The sequence below is a fragment of the Rufibacter sp. JT3400010 genome, assembly GCF_054956755.1.
On the sequence record NZ_JBUDXA010000006.1, the window covers coordinates 98,072 to 117,767 of the forward strand.

Here is a 19,696-nt window from a genome sequence, read left to right on the forward strand (position 1 = left end):
TTCTATTTTGTTAATGAATTCTTTTCCTTCTCCAGCATCTCCACGAAAAGGTCGAAAAGGTACTCAGAGTCGTGTGGTCCCGGAGAAGACTCTGGGTGATATTGGACCGAGAAGGCTGGTTTATTTTTAATCCTGATTCCCTCTACGGTATTATCATTCAGGTTGATGTGCGTGATTTCCACATTAGGGTTGTTCCTCACCGCGTCTGCGTCTACCGCAAAACCATGGTTCTGGGAAGTAATCTCGCTTCTACCCGTAATCAGGTTCTTGACAGGATGATTCAAGCCCCTATGCCCATTATGCATCTTGTACGTAGGAATTCCATTGGCCTGAGCCAGAATCTGGTGTCCCATGCAGATCCCGAACATCGGTTTTTCTACTGCCAGAATCTGCTCTACACTTTTAACAGCCTCATAGGTCACAGCAGGGTCACCGGGTCCATTAGAGATAAAGTACCCATCTGGCCCCCAGGCTTCCATTTCCTCAAAAGTAGTTCCGTAGGGGAACACCCGGCACTCACAACCTCTGTTGGTCAGGTTATTCAGAATGTTACGTTTCACTCCAAGATCCAGCACAGCCACTTTGAATCTGGTTTCTGTTACAGGCAGGTCATACTGTTCACGGGTGGTTACTTGAGAAGAAAGCTCTAAACCGTCCATGGAAGGAACTTCACCCAGTTTCTCCTTCAGAACATCAATGTCGGTGGTCTCTGAGGAAATGATGGCATTCATCACGCCTTTATCGCGTACATAGCGCACCAGTTCACGGGTATCAATCTCACAGATGCCCACAATGCCCGCTTTCTCAAAGTATTCCTGCAAAGATCCTTCAGCAGTCTTTCTGGAAAAATGCTGCGAAAACTCCTTACACACCAAACCTTTGATCTGGATGTTACTAGATTCAACTTCTTCTGCCTGTACCCCATAGTTGCCTACATGGGAAACGGTAGTAATCACAATCTGACCATAATAGGAAGGATCGGTGAAAATCTCCTGATATCCGGTCATGCCTGTATTAAAGCAGACCTCTCCGCCGGTAGTTCCAATCTTTCCGAGGCTCTTGCCACGAAAAACTGTGCCGTCTTCCAGCACCAATACTGCGTCAGTTGTTGTTTGAAGTTTCATTCTAATTAGATATGTGGCAAAAATAAAAAAGGGATACGAGTAATCTCGTATCCCTTTTCATAAATTATTACATTCTTACTATTCAGCAGTTGGAGTTTCAGCCGAATCAGCAGAAGGAGTTTCTTCTGTAGTTGAAGCAGAAGCATCAGTGGTAGCCTGACCATCTTCTTTTTTCTTACCAGAAGAACGACGTCTGGTTTTAGGCTTAGCAGCAGTACCGGTACCGGTTGTGCTCAACATATCCTCATTGTAATCTACCAGCTCCATGATACACATTTCTGCGTTGTCACCTAAACGAGTACCAGTTTTGATAATGCGGGTATAGCCACCTGGACGGTTAGCAATTTTGCCAGATACATTGTCAAAAAGCTCTTTTACAGACTCTTTGTTCTGTAAGTAAGCAAATACAGTACGACGTGAGTGCGTAGTGTCGCTTTTTGATTTTGTAAGCAAAGGCTCTACATACTTGCGAAGCGCTTTGGCTTTAGCAACCGTAGTGGTTACACGCTTGTGTAGGATTAATGATGATGCCATGTTAGAAAGCAAAGCAGCGCGGTGAGAGGCTGTTCTTCCTAAGTGGTTGTTCTTTTTACCGTGTCTCATTGATTTGATTGTGCACGTGCATACCGTCGATCAACCTTTCGGGATCGGGAATTATGCCGTAGATGATTAATCCTCTTCTAATTTATACTTGGCGATGTCCATTCCGAACGTAAGGCCTTTGTCAGAAACCAAGTTTTCCAACTCAGTCAATGATTTCTTACCAAAGTTACGGAACTTCATCATATCTGAAAGATCTAACTGCACTAAATCTCCTAACGTTCTAATGTCAGCTGCTTTCAAGCAGTTGTACGCTCTAACAGAAAGGTCCATGTCGTGCAATGGAGTCTTAAGAACTTTTCTCATGTGCAGCATTTCCTCATCGACCGCTTCTTCCTCTTCAGGCTTCACTGTCTCAAAAGTCATGGTGTTGTCAGAGAAAAGCATAAAATGCTGGATCAGAATATTGGCAGCACCTTTCAAAGCATCTTCCGGATGGATAGATCCATCTGTCGTGATTTCCAGTAAAAGACGCTCATAGTCAGTTTTCTGCTCAACCCGCGTGTTTTCAACGCTGTATTTCACATTCTTTACAGGAGTGAAAATAGCATCAATCGCGATTTGTCCAAAAACCTGGTCAGCAGGTCTGTTTTCTTCGGCTGGTACGTAGCCTCTTCCTTTTTGAATAGTTAATTCAATTTCAAAAGAAGACTCAGGATCCAGGTGGCAAATCACTAGATCAGGATTCAGCACTTGGAAAGAACCAGAGAATTTATTGATGTCACCGGCAGTGAAGGTATCTTGCTTGCTGATGCTAACGGTGATTTTATCATCAACCAGGTCACCAATTTTCTTGAACCGAACCATTTTCAGGTTCAGGATAATTTCAGAGACATCTTCAACCACACCTTCAATGGTAGAGAACTCATGGAGCACACTAGGAACCCTGATGCTGGAGATGGCATATCCCTCCAATGAGGAGAGAAGAATTCTTCTCAGCGCATTCCCAATGGTAACACCATAGCCCTTCTCTAGCGGCTTAAATTCAAATTGTCCATTAAAGTCATCGGATTTCTCCATCACGACTTTCTCTGGCATTTGAAAGGCTAATATTGACATGATTGCTGGTTTAGGGTTGAAACTTAGATTAGAACTGATTACTTAGAGTAAAGCTCGACGATCAGCTGCTCCTGAATTTTCTCAGGGATCTGATCACGCTGTGGATTAGAGATGAATTTACCGGCCATTTGACCGCCATCCCATTCTAACCAAGTAAATGCGCGAGCATTACGTCCAGCCAAGCTGGTAGTAATCGCTTCTAATGATTTTGATTTCTCCCGTACACTTACCACATCACCAGGACGCAGGGTGTAAGAAGCAATGTTTACCACGTGGCCATTCACTTGAATGTGGTTGTGGTTTACTAACTGACGCGCAGAACGTCTGGTAGGAGCAATACCTAAACGGTAAACAGTGTTGTCTAATCTTGCTTCCAATAGGGCAAGTAAGTTTTCACCGGTAATACCAGTCTTACGGGCTGCTTTGTCAAACAAGTTCTCAAACTGTTTCTCCAATACACCATAGATGTATTTGGCTTTCTGCTTCTCCATTAACTGGATAGCATATTCAGATTGTTTTTTTCTCCGTCCACGACCGTGCATACCTGGACCGTAAGCTTTCTTAGCTAAGGCTTTGCTTGGTCCAAAGATTGGTTCGTTATATCTTCTGGAGATTTTACTTTTAGGGCCTGTGTATCTTGCCATTTCTACTACTAAATAAGATCCTTAAACTCTTCTGCGCTTTGGAGGGCGACATCCGTTGTGAGGAAGTGGAGTCACATCTTTGATAGAAGTTACTTCAATACCTACGTTTTGCATAGTCCGGATTGCAGACTCACGTCCAGCACCTGGGCCTTTTACAAACACTTCTGCCTTTCTCAAACCAGCTTCATAAGCTACTTTACCGCAATCGGCAGCAGCCATTTGGGCAGCATAAGGAGTATTTTTCTTAGACCCTTTGAATCCCATTTTACCAGCAGAAGCCCAGGAGATAACCTGGCCGTTGATGTTGGTAACAGAGATAATAATATTGTTGAAAGAAGCTTTGATGTGTACCTGACCAACAGGCTCCACCACAACAACACGCTTCTTGGCTTTATCTTTTCTTTTCTGAGCCATTGTTGTTTACTATTTAGATGCCTTCTTCTTATTTGCAATAGTTTTACGCTTACCTTTTCTGGTTCTAGAGTTGTTTTTAGTTCTCTGACCTCTTACTGGTAAACCTTTTCTATGACGTAGACCCCGATAAGAACCAATGTCCATCAAACGTTTGATGTGCAATTGTACTTCAGAACGAAGAACACCTTCAACTTTGTGCTCAGAAGCAATGATGTTACGGATTTCGCCCGCTTCATCTTCACTCCAATCCTTCACCTTCTTGTCAAGATCCACCCCAGCCTTCACCAAAATAGACTGTGACAACTTGCGGCCAATACCGAAGATGTACGTCAAGGCAATTTCGCCTCTTTTGTTATCTGGAATATCAACTCCTGCTATTCTAGCCATGTTTTAAAAATTAACCTTGTCTTTGTTTGTAACGTGGATTCTTCTTGTTGATCACGTAAAGCTTGCCTTTACGTCTGATCACTTTGCAGTCTTCACTGCGCTTCTTAACTGACGCTTTAACTTTCATCTGTTTATTTGTATCTGTAAACTATTCTGCCTTTACTAAGGTCGTAAGGAGACATTTCCAATTTTACTCTATCACCGGGAAGAATCTTGATGTAGTGCATCCGCATCTTTCCGGAGATGTGAGCAATAACTTGATGGCCATTTTCTAATTCTACCCGAAACATTGCATTGGATAGTGCCTCAATGATGGTACCGTCTTGTTCGATGGAAGACTGTTTAGCCATGTATTAGTTTAATGCTTTATCTATGTAATCAAAAGTAGTTAAAATCTCTGCTTTTCCTTTTCTCACCACAACTGTGTGTTCAAAATGGGCAGAAGGCTTTTTATCTCTGGTCCGGATAGTCCAACCGTCATTTTCTTGAACCACATAGCGTGAACCAAGGTTCACCATGGGCTCAATGGCAAGAACTAAACCGTCCTGGAGTTTCATGCCTTGACCACGTTTACCATAGTTAGGAACTTCAGGGCTTTCATGTAAACTACGGCCTAAACCGTGTCCTACTAATTCCCTTACCACTCCATAACCATACTGCTCAACATGAGATTGAATAGCAAAACCCACATCGCCAATCCGGGCACCCACAACTGCAAATTCAATGCCTTTGTACAAAGACTCTTTGGTGCGTTGAAGGAGATCAGTAACTTCTGGAGCAACCTCACCTACCGCATGGGTGTAAGCACTGTCACTATGGAAACCTTGAAAAAAAACTCCACAATCAATAGATACAATATCTCCTGATTGTAGAGCATACTTACTAGGTATACCATGAACAACTTCAGAATTCAAACTAATGCATAAGCTATGTTTGAACCCATTATACCCCAAAAAAGAAGGACTACCGCCATGATCTTTGATAAACTCTTCCGCGACAGAATCTAATTTCAAGGTAGTAACACCCTCAGTAATGTGCTTGGCAACTTCACCATGCACTTGACTGAGGATGTTAGCACTCTGTTTGATAAGCTCGATTTCTTCTTCGGTCTTATATATGATCATTCCTTAGGAAGCAACCGCTATATTTTTTGAACGTCCTCTGAGTTTACCAGACTTCATCATGCCATCATAATGACGCATCAACAAATAGCTCTCAATTTGGTTCAAAGTGTCTAAAACAACGCCTACCAAAATGATGAGGGAGGTTCCACCAAAGAAAGCTGCAAACTCTCTTGTGATCCCAAACAACATAGCTATGGAAGGCAGAATAGCGATAATCGCTAAGAAAATAGCTCCAGGCAAAGTAATTCTGGTTAACACTTCATCAATGTATTCAGAAGTCGCTAATCCAGGCTTCACACCAGGCACAAAGCCACCACTTCTTTTCAAGTCATCTGAAATCTGGTTAGGATTCACACTGATAGCTGTATAAAAGAAAGTAAAGATGATAATCAAGACGGCGAAAGATAAGTTATACTGCCAAGAGGTATAATCAGAAAAAACGTTTCCAATCTCATTAGCAATATCACTCTCGTTTCTCCAGAAAGAAGCGATCATGCCGGGTAGGAACATCAATGATTGGGCAAAGATGATAGGCATAACGCCGGCTGCATTCACCTTTAAAGGAATAAATTGCCGCTGTCCTGCTTGCAAAGAGGCACTCCCACCTACTTGCTTCGCATATTGTACTGGTATTCTTCTGATAGCTTGGGTAAGCATCACTACACCCATTACTACGAAGAAAAGAACTATCAATTCAATAATAAAGATAAGAGCACGACCTAGACCTAGAGCAAGTGCCTCACCAACCAGTGCGCCTGGCAGACGAGAAACAATACCGATCATGATCAGCATGGAAATACCATTACCAATACCTTTATCTGTAATTTTCTCCCCTAGCCACATACAGAACATTGTTCCGGCAGTAAGGATGATCATGGAAGAAATTGTAAAGAGAGGTCCGGCCACAGAAGGATCAATTGCATCTGCATTGATGGTAGCTAAGAAACCAACAGACTGTGCCAGCGTAATCACAATAGTAAGCACCCTGGTGTATTGGTTTATCTTCTTACGGCCAGATTCACCTTCTTTTTGCAATTTCTGGAAATAAGGAACTGCAATGGTTAGAAGCTGTAAAACGATGGAAGCAGAGATATAAGGCATGATACCCAAAGCAAAGATGGAAGCATTTCCAAATGCTCCACCTAAAAAGGCATCTAACAAACCTAAAATTCCAGATGAATTGCCACCTAATTGATTTGGATCAATACCAGGCAAAACAACATAGGAACCTAATCTGAAAATTGCGATGAATCCTAAAGTATTTAGGATTCTAACTCGCAAATCTTCAATCGCAAAAATATTCTTAATCGTAGTAATCAGCTTCTTCATCTGTTACAGAGTCACAACCTTGCCGCCTGCTTTTTCAATTGCTTCTACCGCAGTTTGAGAGAACGCATGCGCGTGGATTTCAATAGCAGTAGTTAGTTCTCCTCTTCCAAGAACTTTGATATTGTCATTTTTAGAAGCTAAGCCGTTTTCACGCAACACAGCAAAATCAATAACAGTAGATCCTGATTTGGTAGCTAAGTTTTGAAGAACATCAAGGTTAACAGCAGTATACTCTACCCGGTTAATGTTCTTGAAACCGAATTTAGGAACACGACGCACCAAAGGCATCTGACCACCTTCAAATCCAGCTTTAGATGAATATCCAGAGCGAGATTTAGCTCCTTTATGCCCGCGGGTAGAAGTACCACCTCTACCAGAACCGGTACCACGACCGATTCTCTTCCGGTTCTTGGTAGAACCTTCAGCTGGTTTTAAATTACTTAAATTCATTTTAGACCTCTTTAATAGATACTAAATGTTGCACACGGTTAACCATACCTGCAATCTGTGGGGTCAACTCTTTTGTTACTGTCTTATTGATTTTACCAAGACCAAGCGCCTTCATGGTCTGCTTTTGTCTTTCAGGACGATCAATAATACTTTTGATCTGGGTGATTTCTACACTTGCCATAATTACCCGTTGAATACACGTTGTAAACTGATTCCGCGTTGCTGAGCAACTACCAATGGATCGCGCATTTTAGACAGAGCATCAAAAGTTGCTTTCACCACGTTGTGGGGGTTAGAAGAACCTTTTGATTTAGCTAGTACATCTCTGATTCCAGCACTGTCAAATACAGCACGCATAGCACCACCAGCAATAACGCCGGTACCAGCTGCAGCAGGTTTGATCAAAACAAATCCTCCAGAGAACTTACCCTCCATGGAATGAGGAACAGTGTGCTTGAACAAAGGAACACGCACCAGGTTTTTCTTAGCATCGTCAATACCTTTTGCAATCGCATCAGTTACCTCGTTTGCTTTACCTAAGCCATATCCAACAACCCCGTTGCCGTCACCTACAACTACAATGGCAGAAAAGCTAAATCTTCTACCACCTTTCACCACTTTAGCAACACGGTTGATAGCTACTACGCGCTCTTTCAGCTCGATTTCGCTCGCTTTTACGCTTCTGATATTTAATTTAGACATGTTCTTAGAATTTTAGACCCGCTTCGCGAGCCCCTTCTGCTAATGATTTAACACGACCATGGTACAAATAACCACCTCTGTCGAAAACAACTTCAGTAATACCTTGTGCCAAAGCTTTAGTTGCAATGTCACGGCCTACTGAAGAAGATGACTCGCTCTTGGTACCAGTGGCTCCGCCTTCATTTACAGAAGAGGAAGAACTTGCTAATGTAACACCATTCACATCATCAATCAGCTGCGCATAAATAAACTTATTGCTTCTGAAGACAGACAGACGGGGACGCTGAGCAGTGCCAGACACCTTGTTACGGATGCTGCGACGAATTCTCAGTCTTCTTTTTGCTTTATCGAATGCCATTTTCTTTCTTATTTAGAAGCAGTTTTACCAGCTTTTCTTCTAACAACCTCACCAACGAAACGAATACCTTTGCCTTTGTAAGGCTCCACTTTACGTAACGAACGGATTTTGGCAGCAACCTGACCAATCAACTGCTTATCAATACCTTCTAAGGTAATTACAGGAGCTTTACCTTTCTCCGTTACTGCAACGGCAGAAATTTCTGGAGGTAAACCAACGTAAATGTTATGTGAATAACCAAGCGCAAGCTCTAAGTTCTGGCCTACAGTAGTGGCTTTAAAACCTACCCCTACTAATTCCAAAGAAAGTTTATAACCTGTGCTAACACCAACAACCATGTTATTGATGATAGAACGGTATAAACCATGAAGAGCTTTGTGTCTCTTTTGCTCTGTTGGACGAGTAACTGTAAGTACCCCATCCTCTATAGCAACAGTTATGTCCGTATCAACTTGTGAAGAAAGAGTTCCTTTAGGCCCTTTCACTGTAACCAGGTTATCCTGGTTAACCAACACCTCTACACCTTGTGGGAGCGTGATTGGCAGTTTTCCTATCCGCGACATTTCCTCTTAATTAATACACGTAACATAATACTTCACCACCTACATTAAGGCCTCTTGCCTCTTTGTCTGTGATAACACCTTTAGAGGTTGACAGGATGGCTACGCCATACCCATTCAACACACGTGGCATCTCATCAAGATGCACATATTTACGGAGTCCCGGCTTACTGACTCTCTCAAGCTTCACGATAGCAGACTGCTTGGTTGCTGGATCATACTTCAAGGCAATTTTAATTGTACCTTGAACTGAACTATCATCGAACTTGTAACTTTGGATATAACCCTTCTCGTATAGAACCTTGGTTAATTCCTTTTTGATATTGCTAGCCGGAATTTCAACTACACGGTGATTTGCCTTGATGGCATTCCGTAGTCTAGTTAAATAATCTGCTATCGGATCTGAATGCATTAGACTATAATTTTAGATTCCGCTCTTTTTAAGGAGCCGCAAAGATACTAATGTTTTCCTAACTATAATAATGATAGGAGTAATAATTACCAACTAGCCTTCGTTACTCCAGGAATCTTGCCGGCAGAAGCCATCTCTCTGAAAGTAACGCGAGAGATGCCAAACTTTCTCATATACCCTCTTGGACGTCCGGTTAATTTGCATCTGTTGTGCAACCGAACTGGAGAAGCATCTTTTGGCAACTTATCTAGAGCTTCATAATCGCCAGCAGCTTTTAACTGAGCTCTCTTAGTTGCAAACTTAGCAACTAATTTTTGTCTCTTAAGCTCTCTTGCTTTCGCTGATTCTTTAGCCATTTTCTTATTTCTTTAAATTTGCGAATGGTAAACCAAAGCCTTTCAATAACTCAAGGCTTTCTTCGTCTGTAGAAGCAGTGGTAACAAAAGTGATGTCCATACCAGCGATAGACTTGATTTTATCAATGCTGATCTCAGGGAAAATGATTTGCTCTTTAACCCCTAATGTATAGTTACCACGTCCGTCAAAACCTTTGTCACTGATACCTTTGAAGTCACGTACCCTTGGAAGAGCGATTGTTACCAAACGATCCAGGAACTCGTACATTCTCTCACCACGCAAAGTCACACGGGCACCAATCGGCATACCTTCTCTCAACTTGAAGTTAGAGATAGAGTTCTTCGCTTTGGTTTGTACTGCTTTCTGACCAGCAATGATAGTTAATTCATCAACTCCAATGTCAACCAGTTTCTTATCTGCCACGGCATTACCAATACCTCTGTTAATGCTGATTTTGGTAATCTTAGGTACTTGCATTATGCTCTTGTATTGAAATTTCTCTTTCAATGCAGGCACAATTTCCTTTGAATATTTATCTTTTAGTCTAGCTGCCATGTTAGATTAAGTTTCCAGTTTTTTTGGAATAACGTTGAAGCTTACCATCATCGTTCAGCTTCTTTCCTGTTCTAGTGGCAACATTTGTAGCTGGTTCTACCAACATCACATTGCTTGCGTGAATAGGAGCTTCCAACTTAACAATACCACCGTTAGGGTTTTTAGCGCTTGGCTTTTGGTGCTTAGATACCAGGTTCAAACCTTCCACAACCACTTTTTGCTTATCAGTAAGCACAGAAGTAACTGTTCCTGTTTTGCCTTTATCATCACCAGCGATCACTTTTACAGTGTCGCCTTTCTTCACATGAAGTTTATGCTTTGACATCTTGTTTTCTCTTCTCGTGTTTAAATTACTTCAGGAGCCAAAGAAACAATTTTCATAAACTGTCTTTCACGTAACTCACGGGCAACTGGCCCAAAGATACGAGTACCACGTGGCTCATCGTTGTTGTTCAATAACACTGCTGCGTTATCATCAAAACGAATATAAGATCCATCCTTACGACGAACCTCTTTCTTGGTGCGAACAATCACAGCTTTGTGAACAGTTCCCTTTTTTACGTTTCCTGAGGAAAGAGCAGATTTTACGGTAACAACAATTTTATCACCAACAGAGGCGTATTTTTTTCCTGTTCCACCCAGTACCCGGATGCACAGAACCTCTTTTGCTCCGCTGTTATCAGCAACAGTAAGTCTCGATTCTTGTTGTATCATTTTATTTAGCTCTTTCTACGATTTCAACTAAGCGCCAATTTTTATTCTTGCTCAATGGTCTTGTTTCCATGATGCGTACAGTATCACCAATACCACACTCATTGTTCTCATCATGGGCCATGAACTTCTTGGATTTGGAAACAAATTTCCCATAGATGGGGTGTTTCACTTTGCTTTCCACAATAACAGTGATGGACTTGTCCATCTTGTTACTTACCACGCGTCCAGTTTTTTCTTTTCTTAGATTTCTCGTCTCCATGGTTTTCTATTTTAGCCATTGAGCTCTAGAGAGCGCAGTTGCGTTTCTAGTCTGGCGATGGTTTTTCTTGTGATCTTAATTCTGGATGGATTCTCAAGCGGAGAAATAGCATGAGCAAACTTCAAGTTTACTAAGTTGTTTCTCTCGGTTGAAAGTTGCTCTTTCACTTCATTAAGTGAAAGAGCTTTAATTTCTGACTGTTTCATGACTATTTCTCAACGTAATCTCTACGTACTACAAACTTAGTTCTCACTGGAAGCTTTTGAGCAGCCAGTCGTAAAGACTCTTGAGCTACTTCTAGCGTCACTCCATCAGATTCAAACATGATGGTACCTGGTTTTACTACGGCTACCCAGTACTCTGGAGATCCTTTACCCTTACCCATCCGAACCTCTGCAGGCTTTTTGGTGATAGGCTTATCAGGGAAAATACGAATCCATACTTGGCCTTCCCGTTTCATGGCACGCGTCATAGCGATACGTGCAGCTTCAATTTGACGGGCAGTGATCCAAGAGGCTTCTAATGATTTGATGGCGAAAGAACCAAAGGAGATTGTGCTTCCTCTGTGCGCAAGACCGGTTACCCGACCTTTCTGCATCTTTCTATATTTGGTCCGTTTTGGCTGTAACATTTCTTAAATTCCTAAAAATTGAACAACTACTTGCGTTTTGGTCTATTGTCACCACCACGCTTCTGGTTGGCATCTGCAGGACGCTTGTTGCGGTTGTTGTCTCTGCGATCACCACGGTCATTACCTCTCTCGCCTCTTTCGTTGCGAGGACCGGCAGATTGACCACCACTTTGTTGACCAGCGTTAGGAGATAAGTCACGCTTACCGAATACTTCTCCTTTGAAGATCCACACTTTGATACCCAGTTTACCGTACACGGTTTGGGCTTCTGATAAGGCATAGTCAATATCAGCACGCAAAGTATGCAAAGGAGTACGTCCTTCTTTATAGTGCTCAGTACGGGCCATCTCGGCACCGCCTAAACGACCAGATACCTGAATCTTGATACCTTCAGCACCTACTCTGATGGCAGAAGCAATTGCTTGTTTCATAGCTCTTCTGAAAGAGATACGGGCTTGCAATTGTTGGGCAACTGATTCACCTACCAATTTGGCATCCAGTTCTGGACGCTTGATTTCAAAGATGTTGATCTGAACATCTTTGCTGGTGATTTTCTTCAGCTCTTCTTTGATTTTATCAACCTCTTGGCCACCTTTTCCAATTACCACGCCTGGACGGGCAGTGTTGATGGTAATGGTGATTCTCTTAAGAGTTCTTTCGATGATGATTTTGGAAATACCTCCTTTTGGAATACGGGCAAGGATGTATTTACGGATCTTCTCGTCTTCGATCAGTTTATCAGCGAAATCTTTTCCTCCGAACCAATTAGAGTCCCAGCCTTTAACAATACCTAGTCTTAGGCCTACTGGATTAACTTTTTGTCCCATTTTAACTATTTGGATTCGTTAGAGGTAGATGTTTCAACTGTCTCCACTTCCACTTTAGAATCAATCACAAGTGTTACGTGGTTAGATCTCTTTCTGATTCTGTGGCCACGACCCTGAGGAGCAGGACGCAAGCGCTTCAGCATCTTTCCTTCATCTACTCTAATCTCTTTAATATATAGATTAGCATCTTCAATGCGAGCATCTTCGTTAGCTGCTTGCCAGTTAGATAAAGCAGATAAAAGAAGTTTCTCCAATTTAGGAGCGCCGGCATTTGCTGTAAATTTTAATAAACCTAATGCCTGGGTAACTCTTTTACCGCGGATCAAGTTCGCTACCAGTCTCATCTTACGCGGTGAGCTTGGTACATTGTTTAATTTAGCTACCGCTTCCATTATCTTTTACCTTTATCTTTCTTAGCAATATGGCCTCTGAAGTTTCTGGTAGGTGCAAATTCACCTAACTTGTGACCAACCATGTTTTCTGTTACATACACAGGAATGAATTTATTCCCGTTGTGTACTGCAAACGTATGACCAACGAAATCTGGAGAGATCATGGAACGACGTGACCAGGTTTTGATCACTGCCTTTTTCCCAGACTCATCCATTGTCTGTACTTTTCTATCGAGCCTGTAGTCAATATAAGGCCCTTTTTTTAATGATCTTGCCATTACTTATTTCTTCCTTCTATTAACAATCAGGTTCTCAGAGAATTTATTTTTGTTTCTGGTCTTCTTACCTTTTGAGTACAGACCTTTACGTGATCTTGGGTGACCACCTGATGATTTACCTTCACCACCACCCATTGGGTGATCTACAGGGTTCATGGCAACACCTCTTACTCTTGGTCTGATACCCATCCATCTGCTACGTCCAGCTTTTCCAAGCTTCACGTTCATGTGGTCAGCGTTAGAAACAGTACCTACGGTAGCCATACAGTTTACCAGTACCATTCTCATTTCGCCGGAAGGTAATTTCAACGTAGCGTAACGGCCTTCGCGGGCTACTAGCTGTGCATAAGAACCTGCACTTCTAGCTAGTACCGCTCCTTGGCCAGGAGCTAATTCAATGTTGTGAACGATTGTACCTAGTGGAATATCAGTCATTGGCAGAGCGTTACCCACTTCTGGCGCTACACCTGGTCCTGATACTACAGTAGAATCTACAGCCAAGCCTGCAGGAGCAATGATGTAAGCTTTCTCTCCATCTGCGTAGTACAACAAGGCTATGCGTGCTGTTCTATTTGGATCGTACTCAATCGCTTTTACTGTTGCAGGAACTCCGTATTTCGTTCTTTTAAAGTCGATGATACGGAACTTTTGCTTATGCCCACCGCCGGTATAGCGCATGGTCATTCTTCCTGAATCGTTGCGTCCACCAGATTTTTTCTTGGATGCCAACAAAGATTTCTCAGGCTCGCTCTTCGTGATTTCAGTGAAGGCAGGCGCTACTCTAAATCTTTGACCTGGTGTTGTCGGTCTTAGTTTTCTTAATGCCATTCTTGTAGTTGCTTATATTCCGCTATAGAAATCGATTACTTCCCCTGCTTTCAAAGTAACAATCGCCTTCTTAGAGGATACTGTGCGTCCGGTTACAACACCAGACTTGGTGTTACGAGACTTCAATTTTCCTTGGGTTCTCATGGTAGAGATTTTCTCTACTGTTACACCGTAACGTGACTGGATCGCTTTTTTGATCTCAATCTTATTTGCTTTTCTATCAACTTCAAAAGCGTATTTACCTACTTCATTCAAAGCAGTCAGCTTTTCAGTTAATAATGGTCTTTTCAGGATACTCATTATTTCGCTGTGTATATTTCTTCAAAAACAGAAAGAGATTCCTCTAAACAAACTACTTTGTCTGCGTTTAACAAGTCATATGTTGTCAAAGCACCCGGAGTCGCAACTTTTACCTTTGGCAAGTTTCTGCTAGACAGAACTACATTGGTATCAGCTTCTTTGGTAACCACTAATGTTTTTCTCTCACCTACTTTCAGGCTCTGTAGAATAGCAGCGAAGCTCTTTGTTTTTGGAGTATCAATGGTGATGTTATCTACTAACACCAGACGCTCATCTTTTGCCAATTGAGAAAGAGCTGACAATCTTGCTAAAGACTTCAGTTTCTTGTTCAATTTGAAGCTATAGTTTCTTGGTTTCGGTCCAAATACACGACCACCGCCTACGAATACTGGTGATTTCAAAGAGCCAGCTCTTGCTCCACCTGTTCCTTTTTGACGTTTGATCTTTTTAGTTGAACCAGCTACCTCGGCACGCTCTTTTGATTTGTGGGTACCTTGGCGTTGGTTAGCCAGGTATTGCTTTACATCAAGATACATCGCGTGCTCGTTTGGCTCAACGCCGAACACCGATTCTGGAAGGGTTACTTTCCTTCCGGTATCTTCCCCTTTACTATTGAAAACTGATAGCTCCATCTTATTTCTCAACTACAATAAATGAATTTTTAGCGCCTGGGATAGAACCGCTAACTACAAGTAAATTTTGCTCTGGCATTACGCGCAGGATGCGAAGGTTTTGAACCTTAACGCGATCTCCACCCATTCTACCCGCCATACGCATTCCTTTGAATACTCTGGATGGCCATGAGCAGGCTCCAATTGAACCGGGGTGTCTTGCTCTATTGTGCTGACCGTGGGTCTGGCCACCAACACCAGCAAAGTTGTAGCGTTTTACGACCCCTTGGAAACCTTTACCTTTTGAAGTGCCAACTACGTCTACGAATTCGCCTTCTTCAAAAAGTTTCACATCTACTTCATCTCCTAGTGAGAAAGAAGCGACATCTTCTAGTCTAAACTCAACCAGCTTTTTCTTAGCAGTTGTGTTCGCTTTAGCGAAGTGTCCGGCAAGCGCCTTGCTTACTCTTTTAACCTTTTTCTCTCCGTACCCAAGCTGAACAGCTGTGTAGCCATCAGTTTCCTGCGTCTTAACCTGAGTTACTACGCATGGTCCTGCTTGAATCAAAGTACAGGCCACGCTCTTCCCTTCAGGAGTGAAGAGGCTTGTCATTCCGATTTTCTTACCGATAATTCCAGGCATTCTACTTTTTTATTTAAACAATTAATATTATTCCCGTAATAGGGTCTATTTTCGGGAGTGCAAAGTTCTATATTTATTTTTTATTTTACAAGCTATCCTAAATTATTTGTTTTCAGCTAGTAATGTATTTCCAACATTGTGCTTGCTCTCCTGAATTCAGGAGTAGTTGCTTAACTCTCAAGTTCTTCAGATAATTCCAATCCTCTTCTGTTTTGCTGCTTATTTCTCCATAACTGCTTAAAAACGGATCTTTGCTCCTTTCTCCTAGACCAATCCCTATTGTTAGTCTTTATGATTTCTGATTTAGGTGCTTTTTCGTCAAAACAGATGGAAAACAATCTTATCAAGTAGAGGCACAAAAAAAGGGAGAGGTTACCCTCTCCCTTTCATCAGGAATGCTGCTTATCAAACTTTGATTTCAACATCAACGCCGCTAGGTAATTCCAGCTTCATCAACGCGTCTACTGTCTTAGAAGAAGTTGAGTAGATATCTACTAATCTCTTGTAAGTGCAAAGTTGGAATTGCTCTCTTGCTTTTTTGTTCACGTGTGGTGAACGCAAAACAGTGAAGATATCTTTTTCAGTAGGCAAAGGAATAGGACCACTTACGATCGCACCAGTTGCTTTTACCGCTTTCACGATTTTCTCTGATGATTTATCTACCAGATTGTGATCGTAAGATTTCAGTTTGATTCTGATCTTTTGATTCATTCTATTTCAACTATTTCGAAGTCCCTTTAATTTTTGCAATGATCCCATCTGCCAAGTTCTGCGGCACTTGCTCGTAGTGAGAGAAAGTAAGTGAAGCAGTTGCTCTTCCTGAAGTGATGGTACGTAAATCTGTTACGTAACCAAACAGTTCAGATAAAGGAACATCAGCTTTCACTACAGTAGATGTACCTTTGGTATCCATCCCTTTCATGATTCCTCTCCTTCTGTTCAAGTCACCTGTAACAGGACCGGTGTACTCATCTGGGGTTACCACGTCTACAGCCATGATTGGCTCAAGAAGTTTAGGGGCACACTGCTTACCAGCTTCTTTGAAACCGTTACGAGCTGCTAATTCAAATGACAAGGCATCAGAGTCAACGTCGTGGAAAGAACCGTGGAATAAGCGTACTTTCATGGAATCTACCGGGAAACCGGCCAGGATACCATTTTTCATTGCTTCTTCGAAACCTTTCTGCACAGGCGGAATGAATTCTCTTGGGATCACACCACCTACAATGGCGTTCTCAAACTCAAGACCTGTTTTACCATCTTCCCGTGGGCCCATGGTGAACACAATGTCTGCGAATTTACCACGACCACCTGACTGCTTCTTGTAAACCTCACGGTGCTCAATTGCCTTGGTGATGGTCTCTTTGTAAGCAACCTGAGGAGCACCTTGGTTCAACTCAACCTTGAACTCACGCTTCATCCTGTCAATGATGATCTCTAAGTGAAGCTCACCCATACCTCTCAAGATAGTCTGACCAGTTTCCTCGTCAGTGTTCACTTGAAGAGTTGGATCTTCTTCTACGAGCTTCGCGATAGCCATACCCATCTTATCTGAGTCAGCCTGAGTTTTAGGCTCAATCGCATACCCGATTACTGGCTCTGGGAAGTCCATGGACTCCAACACGATCTTCGCGTTTTGGTCGCAAAGCGTGTCACCAGTTTTTATGTCTTTGAAGCCTACTACCGCCCCAATGTCACCAGCGCCCAGTCTTTCAATCTGGTTCTGCTTGTTGGCGTGCATCTGGAAGATACGGGAAATACGCTCTTTGTTATTTGAACGCGTGTTGTAAACGTAAGAACCTGATTCAAGCACACCTGAATAAGCACGTACGAAGCACAAACGTCCTACATAAGGGTCAGTAGCGATTTTAAAGGCCAGACCAGCGAAAGGCTCGCTTTCACTCGGTTTACGGGCTACTTCGGCTCCAGTATCTGGGTTGGTACCAATGATGCTTTCTTTATCTACTGGAGATGGGCAAAGCGCCATCACGTAGTCAAGCATGGTTTGTACCCCTTTGTTTTTGAAAGAAGAACCGCAAAGCATTGGCACGATGGCCATATCAATAGTTGCTTTACGAAGCGCGTTCATGATTTCTTCTTCGGTGATGGTTTCAGGATCATCGAAGTATTTCTCCATCAGAGACTCATCGTAGTCTGCTACTGCTTCCAGTAACTTCTCACGGTACTCAGTGGCTTCCTCCAGCATATCGTCTGGAATTGGAACTTCTCTAAAGGTCATCCCTTTGTCGTGCTCATTCCACTCAATACCTCTGAAGTTTACCAAGTCAACCACACCTTTGAAGTCATCTTCAGCACCAATTGGTAACTGAAGTGCTACGGCGTTGCTGCCCAGCATTTCTTTCACTTGCTTACAAACAGCAAGGAAGTCAGCGCCTGAACGGTCCATTTTGTTAACGAAACCAATACGGGCTACTTTGTAGTTATCTGCAAGTCTCCAGTTAGTCTCAGATTGCGGCTCTACACCGTCAACTGCGCTAAACAAGAAAACCAAACCATCCAACACACGCAGGGAACGGTTTACCTCAACGGTAAAGTCAACGTGACCGGGCGTATCAATGATGTTGATGTGGTATTTGTCACCTCTGTACTCCCAGTTTACAGTAGTAGCAGCAGAGGTAATGGTTATACCTCTTTCCTGCTCCTGCTCCATCCAGTCCATGGTGGCAGCTCCATCGTGTACCTCTCCTATTTTGTGGCTAACCCCAGCATAGTAAAGAATACGCTCTGTAGTTGTGGTCTTACCGGCATCAATGTGCGCGGCAATACCTATGTTTCTGGTAAATTTTAAGTCTCTAGCCATTCTTAGAATCTGAAATGCGAGAATGCTTTGTTAGCTTCCGCCATTCTGTGAGTATCATCTTTCTTCTTCACAGCAGCACCTTCTCCTTTGGCGGCGGCGATAATCTCACCAGCCAATTTATCCATCATGGTCTTCTCACCTCTTTTACGAGCGTAAGAGATCATCCATTTGATACCAAGAGAAATCTTTCTATCCGGACGCACCTCAGTAGGTACCTGGAAAGTAGCACCACCTACACGGCGGGATTTTACCTCTACACCTGGCATGATGTTGTTCAATGCTTTTTTCCAGGTATCTAACCCGTTCTCTTTAGTTCTTTTCTCAACTAAATCGCAAGCATCGTAGAAAATCTTGTATGCCACACTCTTTTTACCGTCTACCATCAGGTAGTTTACAAAACGGGTAACCAGAGTTTCTTTGTATTTTGGATCAGGAAGAAGAATTCTCTTCTTTGGTTTCGCTTTTCTCATTGTCTTAACTCAATTATTTTTTCTTACCGCCTTTTCCTGCAGCTGCTGCTGGCTGACCTGGTTTAGGACGTTTTGCTCCGTATTTAGAACGGGACTGTAGACGACCGTTTACACCAGCAGTGTCCAACGCACCACGGATAATGTGGTATCTTACACCTGGTAAGTCTTTCACACGACCACCTCTGATCAACACAATAGAGTGTTCCTGGAGGTTGTGGCCTTCACCTGGGATGTAGGCATTGACTTCTTTGCCGTTTGTCAAACGCACACGAGCCACTTTTCTCATTGCTGAGTTTGGCTTCTTAGGTGTGGTTGTGTAAACGCGTGTGCACACGCCACGTCTCTGCGGGCATGAGTCAAGAGCTGGAGACTTAGACTTTGATGTTAGCGCTTCTCTTCCCTTTCTTACTAATTGTTGTATAGTAGGCATTTACTAACTTTTTAAACTGATTTCTCTCTTCAAAAAATGGTTTGCAAAGGTATAAAATTCGCTTTGCAAATTCAAAGTTTTAATTCATTAATTATTAATGGCTTAGGCTTCGCCAATTGTTCCCCCAAAATTGAGCGGAAAGCTTGGGGCTTCCGGCGTTTGCTTGATAGCCCCAAAACTTTGCTCATACTTTAGGATGTTTTCCTCCAAAGCAGCCAAGAAACGCTTGGCGTGCTCTGGAGTAATCACCACTCTTGACTTTACTTTCGCCTTTGGAATCCCGGGCATCAATCTGATGAAGTCAATCACGAATTCACTGTGAGAATGTGCGATCATGGCAAGATTTGCATACTCGCCCTCGGCAATTTCCTCTGTCAACTCAATGTTGATCTGTCCTGGTTGTTCTGCGGCGGCCAT

35 protein-coding genes are annotated in these 19,696 nt (G+C 42.7%); all 35 read right to left on the reverse strand.

The features are described 5' to 3' along the window. Positions 1 to 2: 2 nt before the first annotated feature. Positions 3 to 1,124 (reverse strand): glutamine-hydrolyzing carbamoyl-phosphate synthase small subunit, encoded by a 1,122-nt coding sequence (gene carA, locus ACY0JR_RS08110; protein ID WP_462633458.1) that lies wholly within the window; start codon positions 1,122 to 1,124, stop codon positions 3 to 5. A gap of 78 nt (positions 1,125 to 1,202) precedes the next feature. Further along, positions 1,203 to 1,727: a 50S ribosomal protein L17 gene (rplQ, locus tag ACY0JR_RS08115; protein ID WP_462633459.1), complete on the reverse strand. Its 525-nt coding sequence runs from the start codon at positions 1,725 to 1,727 to the stop codon at positions 1,203 to 1,205. Between the two features lie 66 nt (positions 1,728 to 1,793). Beyond that, positions 1,794 to 2,783, reverse strand: coding sequence for a DNA-directed RNA polymerase subunit alpha (locus ACY0JR_RS08120; RefSeq protein WP_123127708.1), 990 nt, complete (start codon positions 2,781 to 2,783; stop codon positions 1,794 to 1,796). Between the two features lie 38 nt (positions 2,784 to 2,821). Continuing rightward, positions 2,822 to 3,427, reverse strand: a complete 606-nt coding sequence (gene rpsD, locus ACY0JR_RS08125; protein ID WP_462633460.1) for a 30S ribosomal protein S4 — start codon at positions 3,425 to 3,427, stop codon at positions 2,822 to 2,824. A gap of 21 nt (positions 3,428 to 3,448) precedes the next feature. Next, positions 3,449 to 3,841: a 30S ribosomal protein S11 gene (rpsK, locus tag ACY0JR_RS08130; protein WP_062544001.1), complete on the reverse strand. Its 393-nt coding sequence runs from the start codon at positions 3,839 to 3,841 to the stop codon at positions 3,449 to 3,451. 9 nt (positions 3,842 to 3,850) lie between these two features. Continuing rightward, complete coding sequence (gene rpsM / locus ACY0JR_RS08135; protein WP_462633461.1) at positions 3,851 to 4,228, reverse strand: 30S ribosomal protein S13; 378 nt, start codon at positions 4,226 to 4,228, stop codon at positions 3,851 to 3,853. Between the two features lie 10 nt (positions 4,229 to 4,238). Further along, complete coding sequence (ykgO, locus tag ACY0JR_RS08140; RefSeq protein ID WP_071885446.1) at positions 4,239 to 4,355, reverse strand: type B 50S ribosomal protein L36; 117 nt, start codon at positions 4,353 to 4,355, stop codon at positions 4,239 to 4,241. 4 nt (positions 4,356 to 4,359) lie between these two features. Then, positions 4,360 to 4,578, reverse strand: a complete 219-nt coding sequence (gene infA, locus ACY0JR_RS08145) for a translation initiation factor IF-1 (protein ID WP_048919321.1) — start codon at positions 4,576 to 4,578, stop codon at positions 4,360 to 4,362. A gap of 3 nt (positions 4,579 to 4,581) precedes the next feature. Then, a complete protein-coding gene (gene map, locus ACY0JR_RS08150; RefSeq protein WP_462633463.1) occupies positions 4,582 to 5,352 on the reverse strand; it encodes a type I methionyl aminopeptidase in 771 nt (256 codons plus the stop codon). A gap of 3 nt (positions 5,353 to 5,355) precedes the next feature. Beyond that, the gene (secY, locus tag ACY0JR_RS08155) at positions 5,356 to 6,681 is read right to left on the reverse strand and encodes a preprotein translocase subunit SecY (RefSeq protein ID WP_462633464.1); all 1,326 of its coding nucleotides are present in this window, start codon (positions 6,679 to 6,681) and stop codon (positions 5,356 to 5,358) included. A gap of 3 nt (positions 6,682 to 6,684) precedes the next feature. After that, positions 6,685 to 7,131 carry a 50S ribosomal protein L15 gene (gene rplO / locus ACY0JR_RS08160; RefSeq protein WP_462633466.1) on the reverse strand — a complete coding sequence of 149 codons (447 nt, stop codon included), beginning with the start codon at positions 7,129 to 7,131 and terminating at the stop codon, positions 6,685 to 6,687. Between the two features lies 1 nt (position 7,132). Continuing rightward, the gene (rpmD, locus tag ACY0JR_RS08165; RefSeq protein ID WP_123127715.1) at positions 7,133 to 7,312 is read right to left on the reverse strand and encodes a 50S ribosomal protein L30; all 180 of its coding nucleotides are present in this window, start codon (positions 7,310 to 7,312) and stop codon (positions 7,133 to 7,135) included. A 2-nt stretch (positions 7,313 to 7,314) separates the two neighbouring features. Beyond that, positions 7,315 to 7,833 (reverse strand): 30S ribosomal protein S5, encoded by a 519-nt coding sequence (gene rpsE, locus ACY0JR_RS08170; RefSeq protein ID WP_181304563.1) that lies wholly within the window; start codon positions 7,831 to 7,833, stop codon positions 7,315 to 7,317. Between the two features lie 4 nt (positions 7,834 to 7,837). Beyond that, on the reverse strand, positions 7,838 to 8,191 hold the full coding sequence (gene rplR / locus ACY0JR_RS08175; protein WP_462633467.1) for a 50S ribosomal protein L18: 354 nt from the start codon (positions 8,189 to 8,191) through the stop codon (positions 7,838 to 7,840). An 8-nt stretch (positions 8,192 to 8,199) separates the two neighbouring features. Further along, entirely contained in the window at positions 8,200 to 8,754 is a 555-nt protein-coding gene (gene rplF, locus ACY0JR_RS08180; protein WP_149092190.1) for a 50S ribosomal protein L6, read from the reverse strand. Positions 8,755 to 8,764: 10 nt separating this feature from the next. After that, positions 8,765 to 9,163, reverse strand: a complete 399-nt coding sequence (rpsH, locus tag ACY0JR_RS08185; RefSeq protein ID WP_462633468.1) for a 30S ribosomal protein S8 — start codon at positions 9,161 to 9,163, stop codon at positions 8,765 to 8,767. Positions 9,164 to 9,249: 86 nt separating this feature from the next. Continuing rightward, complete coding sequence (gene rpsN / locus ACY0JR_RS08190) at positions 9,250 to 9,519, reverse strand: 30S ribosomal protein S14 (RefSeq protein WP_181304566.1); 270 nt, start codon at positions 9,517 to 9,519, stop codon at positions 9,250 to 9,252. A gap of 4 nt (positions 9,520 to 9,523) precedes the next feature. Beyond that, positions 9,524 to 10,075, reverse strand: a complete 552-nt coding sequence (gene rplE / locus ACY0JR_RS08195; protein WP_062543990.1) for a 50S ribosomal protein L5 — start codon at positions 10,073 to 10,075, stop codon at positions 9,524 to 9,526. Between the two features lies 1 nt (position 10,076). Next, entirely contained in the window at positions 10,077 to 10,400 is a 324-nt protein-coding gene (gene rplX / locus ACY0JR_RS08200; RefSeq protein ID WP_462633469.1) for a 50S ribosomal protein L24, read from the reverse strand. Positions 10,401 to 10,420: 20 nt separating this feature from the next. Next, on the reverse strand, positions 10,421 to 10,789 hold the full coding sequence (rplN, locus tag ACY0JR_RS08205; protein WP_123127722.1) for a 50S ribosomal protein L14: 369 nt from the start codon (positions 10,787 to 10,789) through the stop codon (positions 10,421 to 10,423). 1 nt (position 10,790) lies between these two features. Then, positions 10,791 to 11,048: a 30S ribosomal protein S17 gene (gene rpsQ, locus ACY0JR_RS08210; RefSeq protein ID WP_210466562.1), complete on the reverse strand. Its 258-nt coding sequence runs from the start codon at positions 11,046 to 11,048 to the stop codon at positions 10,791 to 10,793. Positions 11,049 to 11,059: 11 nt separating this feature from the next. Continuing rightward, positions 11,060 to 11,254: a 50S ribosomal protein L29 gene (gene rpmC / locus ACY0JR_RS08215; protein ID WP_181304569.1), complete on the reverse strand. Its 195-nt coding sequence runs from the start codon at positions 11,252 to 11,254 to the stop codon at positions 11,060 to 11,062. Positions 11,255 to 11,256: 2 nt separating this feature from the next. Then, a complete protein-coding gene (rplP, locus tag ACY0JR_RS08220; protein ID WP_181304570.1) occupies positions 11,257 to 11,679 on the reverse strand; it encodes a 50S ribosomal protein L16 in 423 nt (140 codons plus the stop codon). A gap of 26 nt (positions 11,680 to 11,705) precedes the next feature. Next, on the reverse strand, positions 11,706 to 12,506 hold the full coding sequence (gene rpsC, locus ACY0JR_RS08225) for a 30S ribosomal protein S3 (RefSeq protein ID WP_149092185.1): 801 nt from the start codon (positions 12,504 to 12,506) through the stop codon (positions 11,706 to 11,708). Positions 12,507 to 12,511: 5 nt separating this feature from the next. After that, positions 12,512 to 12,898 (reverse strand): 50S ribosomal protein L22, encoded by a 387-nt coding sequence (rplV, locus tag ACY0JR_RS08230; protein WP_462633470.1) that lies wholly within the window; start codon positions 12,896 to 12,898, stop codon positions 12,512 to 12,514. After that, positions 12,898 to 13,176 (reverse strand): 30S ribosomal protein S19, encoded by a 279-nt coding sequence (gene rpsS, locus ACY0JR_RS08235; protein ID WP_048919303.1) that lies wholly within the window; start codon positions 13,174 to 13,176, stop codon positions 12,898 to 12,900. The genes rplV and rpsS overlap by 1 nt, the downstream gene beginning before the upstream one ends. A gap of 3 nt (positions 13,177 to 13,179) precedes the next feature. Beyond that, entirely contained in the window at positions 13,180 to 14,004 is an 825-nt protein-coding gene (gene rplB, locus ACY0JR_RS08240) for a 50S ribosomal protein L2 (RefSeq protein WP_462633471.1), read from the reverse strand. A 12-nt stretch (positions 14,005 to 14,016) separates the two neighbouring features. After that, a complete protein-coding gene (gene rplW, locus ACY0JR_RS08245; protein WP_123127728.1) occupies positions 14,017 to 14,304 on the reverse strand; it encodes a 50S ribosomal protein L23 in 288 nt (95 codons plus the stop codon). Next, positions 14,304 to 14,936, reverse strand: coding sequence for a 50S ribosomal protein L4 (gene rplD, locus ACY0JR_RS08250; RefSeq protein ID WP_462633472.1), 633 nt, complete (start codon positions 14,934 to 14,936; stop codon positions 14,304 to 14,306). The genes rplW and rplD overlap by 1 nt, the downstream gene beginning before the upstream one ends. Position 14,937: 1 nt before the next feature. Further along, positions 14,938 to 15,558: a 50S ribosomal protein L3 gene (gene rplC / locus ACY0JR_RS08255; RefSeq protein ID WP_462633473.1), complete on the reverse strand. Its 621-nt coding sequence runs from the start codon at positions 15,556 to 15,558 to the stop codon at positions 14,938 to 14,940. Positions 15,559 to 15,963: 405 nt separating this feature from the next. After that, on the reverse strand, positions 15,964 to 16,269 hold the full coding sequence (gene rpsJ, locus ACY0JR_RS08260) for a 30S ribosomal protein S10 (RefSeq protein ID WP_048919298.1): 306 nt from the start codon (positions 16,267 to 16,269) through the stop codon (positions 15,964 to 15,966). Positions 16,270 to 16,279: 10 nt separating this feature from the next. Then, positions 16,280 to 18,379: an elongation factor G gene (gene fusA / locus ACY0JR_RS08265; protein ID WP_462633474.1), complete on the reverse strand. Its 2,100-nt coding sequence runs from the start codon at positions 18,377 to 18,379 to the stop codon at positions 16,280 to 16,282. A 2-nt stretch (positions 18,380 to 18,381) separates the two neighbouring features. Continuing rightward, positions 18,382 to 18,849, reverse strand: coding sequence for a 30S ribosomal protein S7 (gene rpsG / locus ACY0JR_RS08270; protein WP_462633475.1), 468 nt, complete (start codon positions 18,847 to 18,849; stop codon positions 18,382 to 18,384). A gap of 13 nt (positions 18,850 to 18,862) precedes the next feature. Further along, complete coding sequence (gene rpsL / locus ACY0JR_RS08275) at positions 18,863 to 19,279, reverse strand: 30S ribosomal protein S12 (protein ID WP_048919295.1); 417 nt, start codon at positions 19,277 to 19,279, stop codon at positions 18,863 to 18,865. Between the two features lie 102 nt (positions 19,280 to 19,381). Further along, positions 19,382 to 19,696 carry a DUF3467 domain-containing protein gene (locus tag ACY0JR_RS08280; RefSeq protein WP_181304577.1) on the reverse strand — a complete coding sequence of 105 codons (315 nt, stop codon included), beginning with the start codon at positions 19,694 to 19,696 and terminating at the stop codon, positions 19,382 to 19,384.

Excerpts from the sequence above, each read along its gene's own strand:
- rplX (WP_462633469.1), bottom strand. The coding sequence starts at position 10,400 with ATGTCAAAGCATAAACTTCATGTGAAGAAAGGCGACACTGTAAAAGTG.
- rplV (WP_462633470.1), bottom strand. The coding sequence starts at position 12,898 with ATGGAAGCGGTAGCTAAATTAAACAATGTACCAAGCTCACCGCGTAAG.
- rpsE (WP_181304563.1), bottom strand. The coding sequence starts at position 7,833 with ATGTCTAAATTAAATATCAGAAGCGTAAAAGCGAGCGAAATCGAGCTG.
- rpsN (WP_181304566.1), bottom strand. The coding sequence starts at position 9,519 with ATGGCTAAAGAATCAGCGAAAGCAAGAGAGCTTAAGAGACAAAAATTA.
- rpsD (WP_462633460.1), bottom strand. The coding sequence starts at position 3,427 with ATGGCAAGATACACAGGCCCTAAAAGTAAAATCTCCAGAAGATATAAC.
- rplB (WP_462633471.1), bottom strand. The coding sequence starts at position 14,004 with ATGGCATTAAGAAAACTAAGACCGACAACACCAGGTCAAAGATTTAGA.
- rpsK (WP_062544001.1), bottom strand. The coding sequence starts at position 3,841 with ATGGCTCAGAAAAGAAAAGATAAAGCCAAGAAGCGTGTTGTTGTGGTG.
- fusA (WP_462633474.1), bottom strand. The coding sequence starts at position 18,379 with ATGGCTAGAGACTTAAAATTTACCAGAAACATAGGTATTGCCGCGCAC.
- rpsJ (WP_048919298.1), bottom strand. The coding sequence starts at position 16,269 with ATGAATCAAAAGATCAGAATCAAACTGAAATCTTACGATCACAATCTG.
- rplC (WP_462633473.1), bottom strand. The coding sequence starts at position 15,558 with ATGCCTGGAATTATCGGTAAGAAAATCGGAATGACAAGCCTCTTCACT.
- rplQ (WP_462633459.1), bottom strand. The coding sequence starts at position 1,727 with ATGAGACACGGTAAAAAGAACAACCACTTAGGAAGAACAGCCTCTCAC.
- rpsM (WP_462633461.1), bottom strand. The coding sequence starts at position 4,228 with ATGGCTAGAATAGCAGGAGTTGATATTCCAGATAACAAAAGAGGCGAA.
- rpmC (WP_181304569.1), bottom strand. The coding sequence starts at position 11,254 with ATGAAACAGTCAGAAATTAAAGCTCTTTCACTTAATGAAGTGAAAGAG.
- rplD (WP_462633472.1), bottom strand. The coding sequence starts at position 14,936 with ATGGAGCTATCAGTTTTCAATAGTAAAGGGGAAGATACCGGAAGGAAA.
- rplP (WP_181304570.1), bottom strand. The coding sequence starts at position 11,679 with ATGTTACAGCCAAAACGGACCAAATATAGAAAGATGCAGAAAGGTCGG.
- ACY0JR_RS08280 (WP_181304577.1), bottom strand. The coding sequence starts at position 19,696 with ATGGCCGCCGCAGAACAACCAGGACAGATCAACATTGAGTTGACAGAG.
- carA (WP_462633458.1), bottom strand. The coding sequence starts at position 1,124 with ATGAAACTTCAAACAACAACTGACGCAGTATTGGTGCTGGAAGACGGC.
- rplR (WP_462633467.1), bottom strand. The coding sequence starts at position 8,191 with ATGGCATTCGATAAAGCAAAAAGAAGACTGAGAATTCGTCGCAGCATC.
- rpsQ (WP_210466562.1), bottom strand. The coding sequence starts at position 11,048 with ATGGAGACGAGAAATCTAAGAAAAGAAAAAACTGGACGCGTGGTAAGT.
- rpsC (WP_149092185.1), bottom strand. The coding sequence starts at position 12,506 with ATGGGACAAAAAGTTAATCCAGTAGGCCTAAGACTAGGTATTGTTAAA.
- rpmD (WP_123127715.1), bottom strand. The coding sequence starts at position 7,312 with ATGGCAAGTGTAGAAATCACCCAGATCAAAAGTATTATTGATCGTCCT.
- rplE (WP_062543990.1), bottom strand. The coding sequence starts at position 10,075 with ATGGCAGCTAGACTAAAAGATAAATATTCAAAGGAAATTGTGCCTGCA.
- ACY0JR_RS08120 (WP_123127708.1), bottom strand. The coding sequence starts at position 2,783 with ATGTCAATATTAGCCTTTCAAATGCCAGAGAAAGTCGTGATGGAGAAA.
- rplW (WP_123127728.1), bottom strand. The coding sequence starts at position 14,304 with ATGAGTATCCTGAAAAGACCATTATTAACTGAAAAGCTGACTGCTTTG.
- rplN (WP_123127722.1), bottom strand. The coding sequence starts at position 10,789 with ATGATACAACAAGAATCGAGACTTACTGTTGCTGATAACAGCGGAGCA.
- rpsG (WP_462633475.1), bottom strand. The coding sequence starts at position 18,849 with ATGAGAAAAGCGAAACCAAAGAAGAGAATTCTTCTTCCTGATCCAAAA.
- map (WP_462633463.1), bottom strand. The coding sequence starts at position 5,352 with ATGATCATATATAAGACCGAAGAAGAAATCGAGCTTATCAAACAGAGT.
- rpsL (WP_048919295.1), bottom strand. The coding sequence starts at position 19,279 with ATGCCTACTATACAACAATTAGTAAGAAAGGGAAGAGAAGCGCTAACA.
- ykgO (WP_071885446.1), bottom strand. The coding sequence starts at position 4,355 with ATGAAAGTTAAAGCGTCAGTTAAGAAGCGCAGTGAAGACTGCAAAGTG.
- infA (WP_048919321.1), bottom strand. The coding sequence starts at position 4,578 with ATGGCTAAACAGTCTTCCATCGAACAAGACGGTACCATCATTGAGGCA.
- rplO (WP_462633466.1), bottom strand. The coding sequence starts at position 7,131 with ATGAATTTAAGTAATTTAAAACCAGCTGAAGGTTCTACCAAGAACCGG.
- secY (WP_462633464.1), bottom strand. The coding sequence starts at position 6,681 with ATGAAGAAGCTGATTACTACGATTAAGAATATTTTTGCGATTGAAGAT.
- rpsS (WP_048919303.1), bottom strand. The coding sequence starts at position 13,176 with ATGGCAAGATCATTAAAAAAAGGGCCTTATATTGACTACAGGCTCGAT.
- rplF (WP_149092190.1), bottom strand. The coding sequence starts at position 8,754 with ATGTCGCGGATAGGAAAACTGCCAATCACGCTCCCACAAGGTGTAGAG.
- rpsH (WP_462633468.1), bottom strand. The coding sequence starts at position 9,163 with ATGCATTCAGATCCGATAGCAGATTATTTAACTAGACTACGGAATGCC.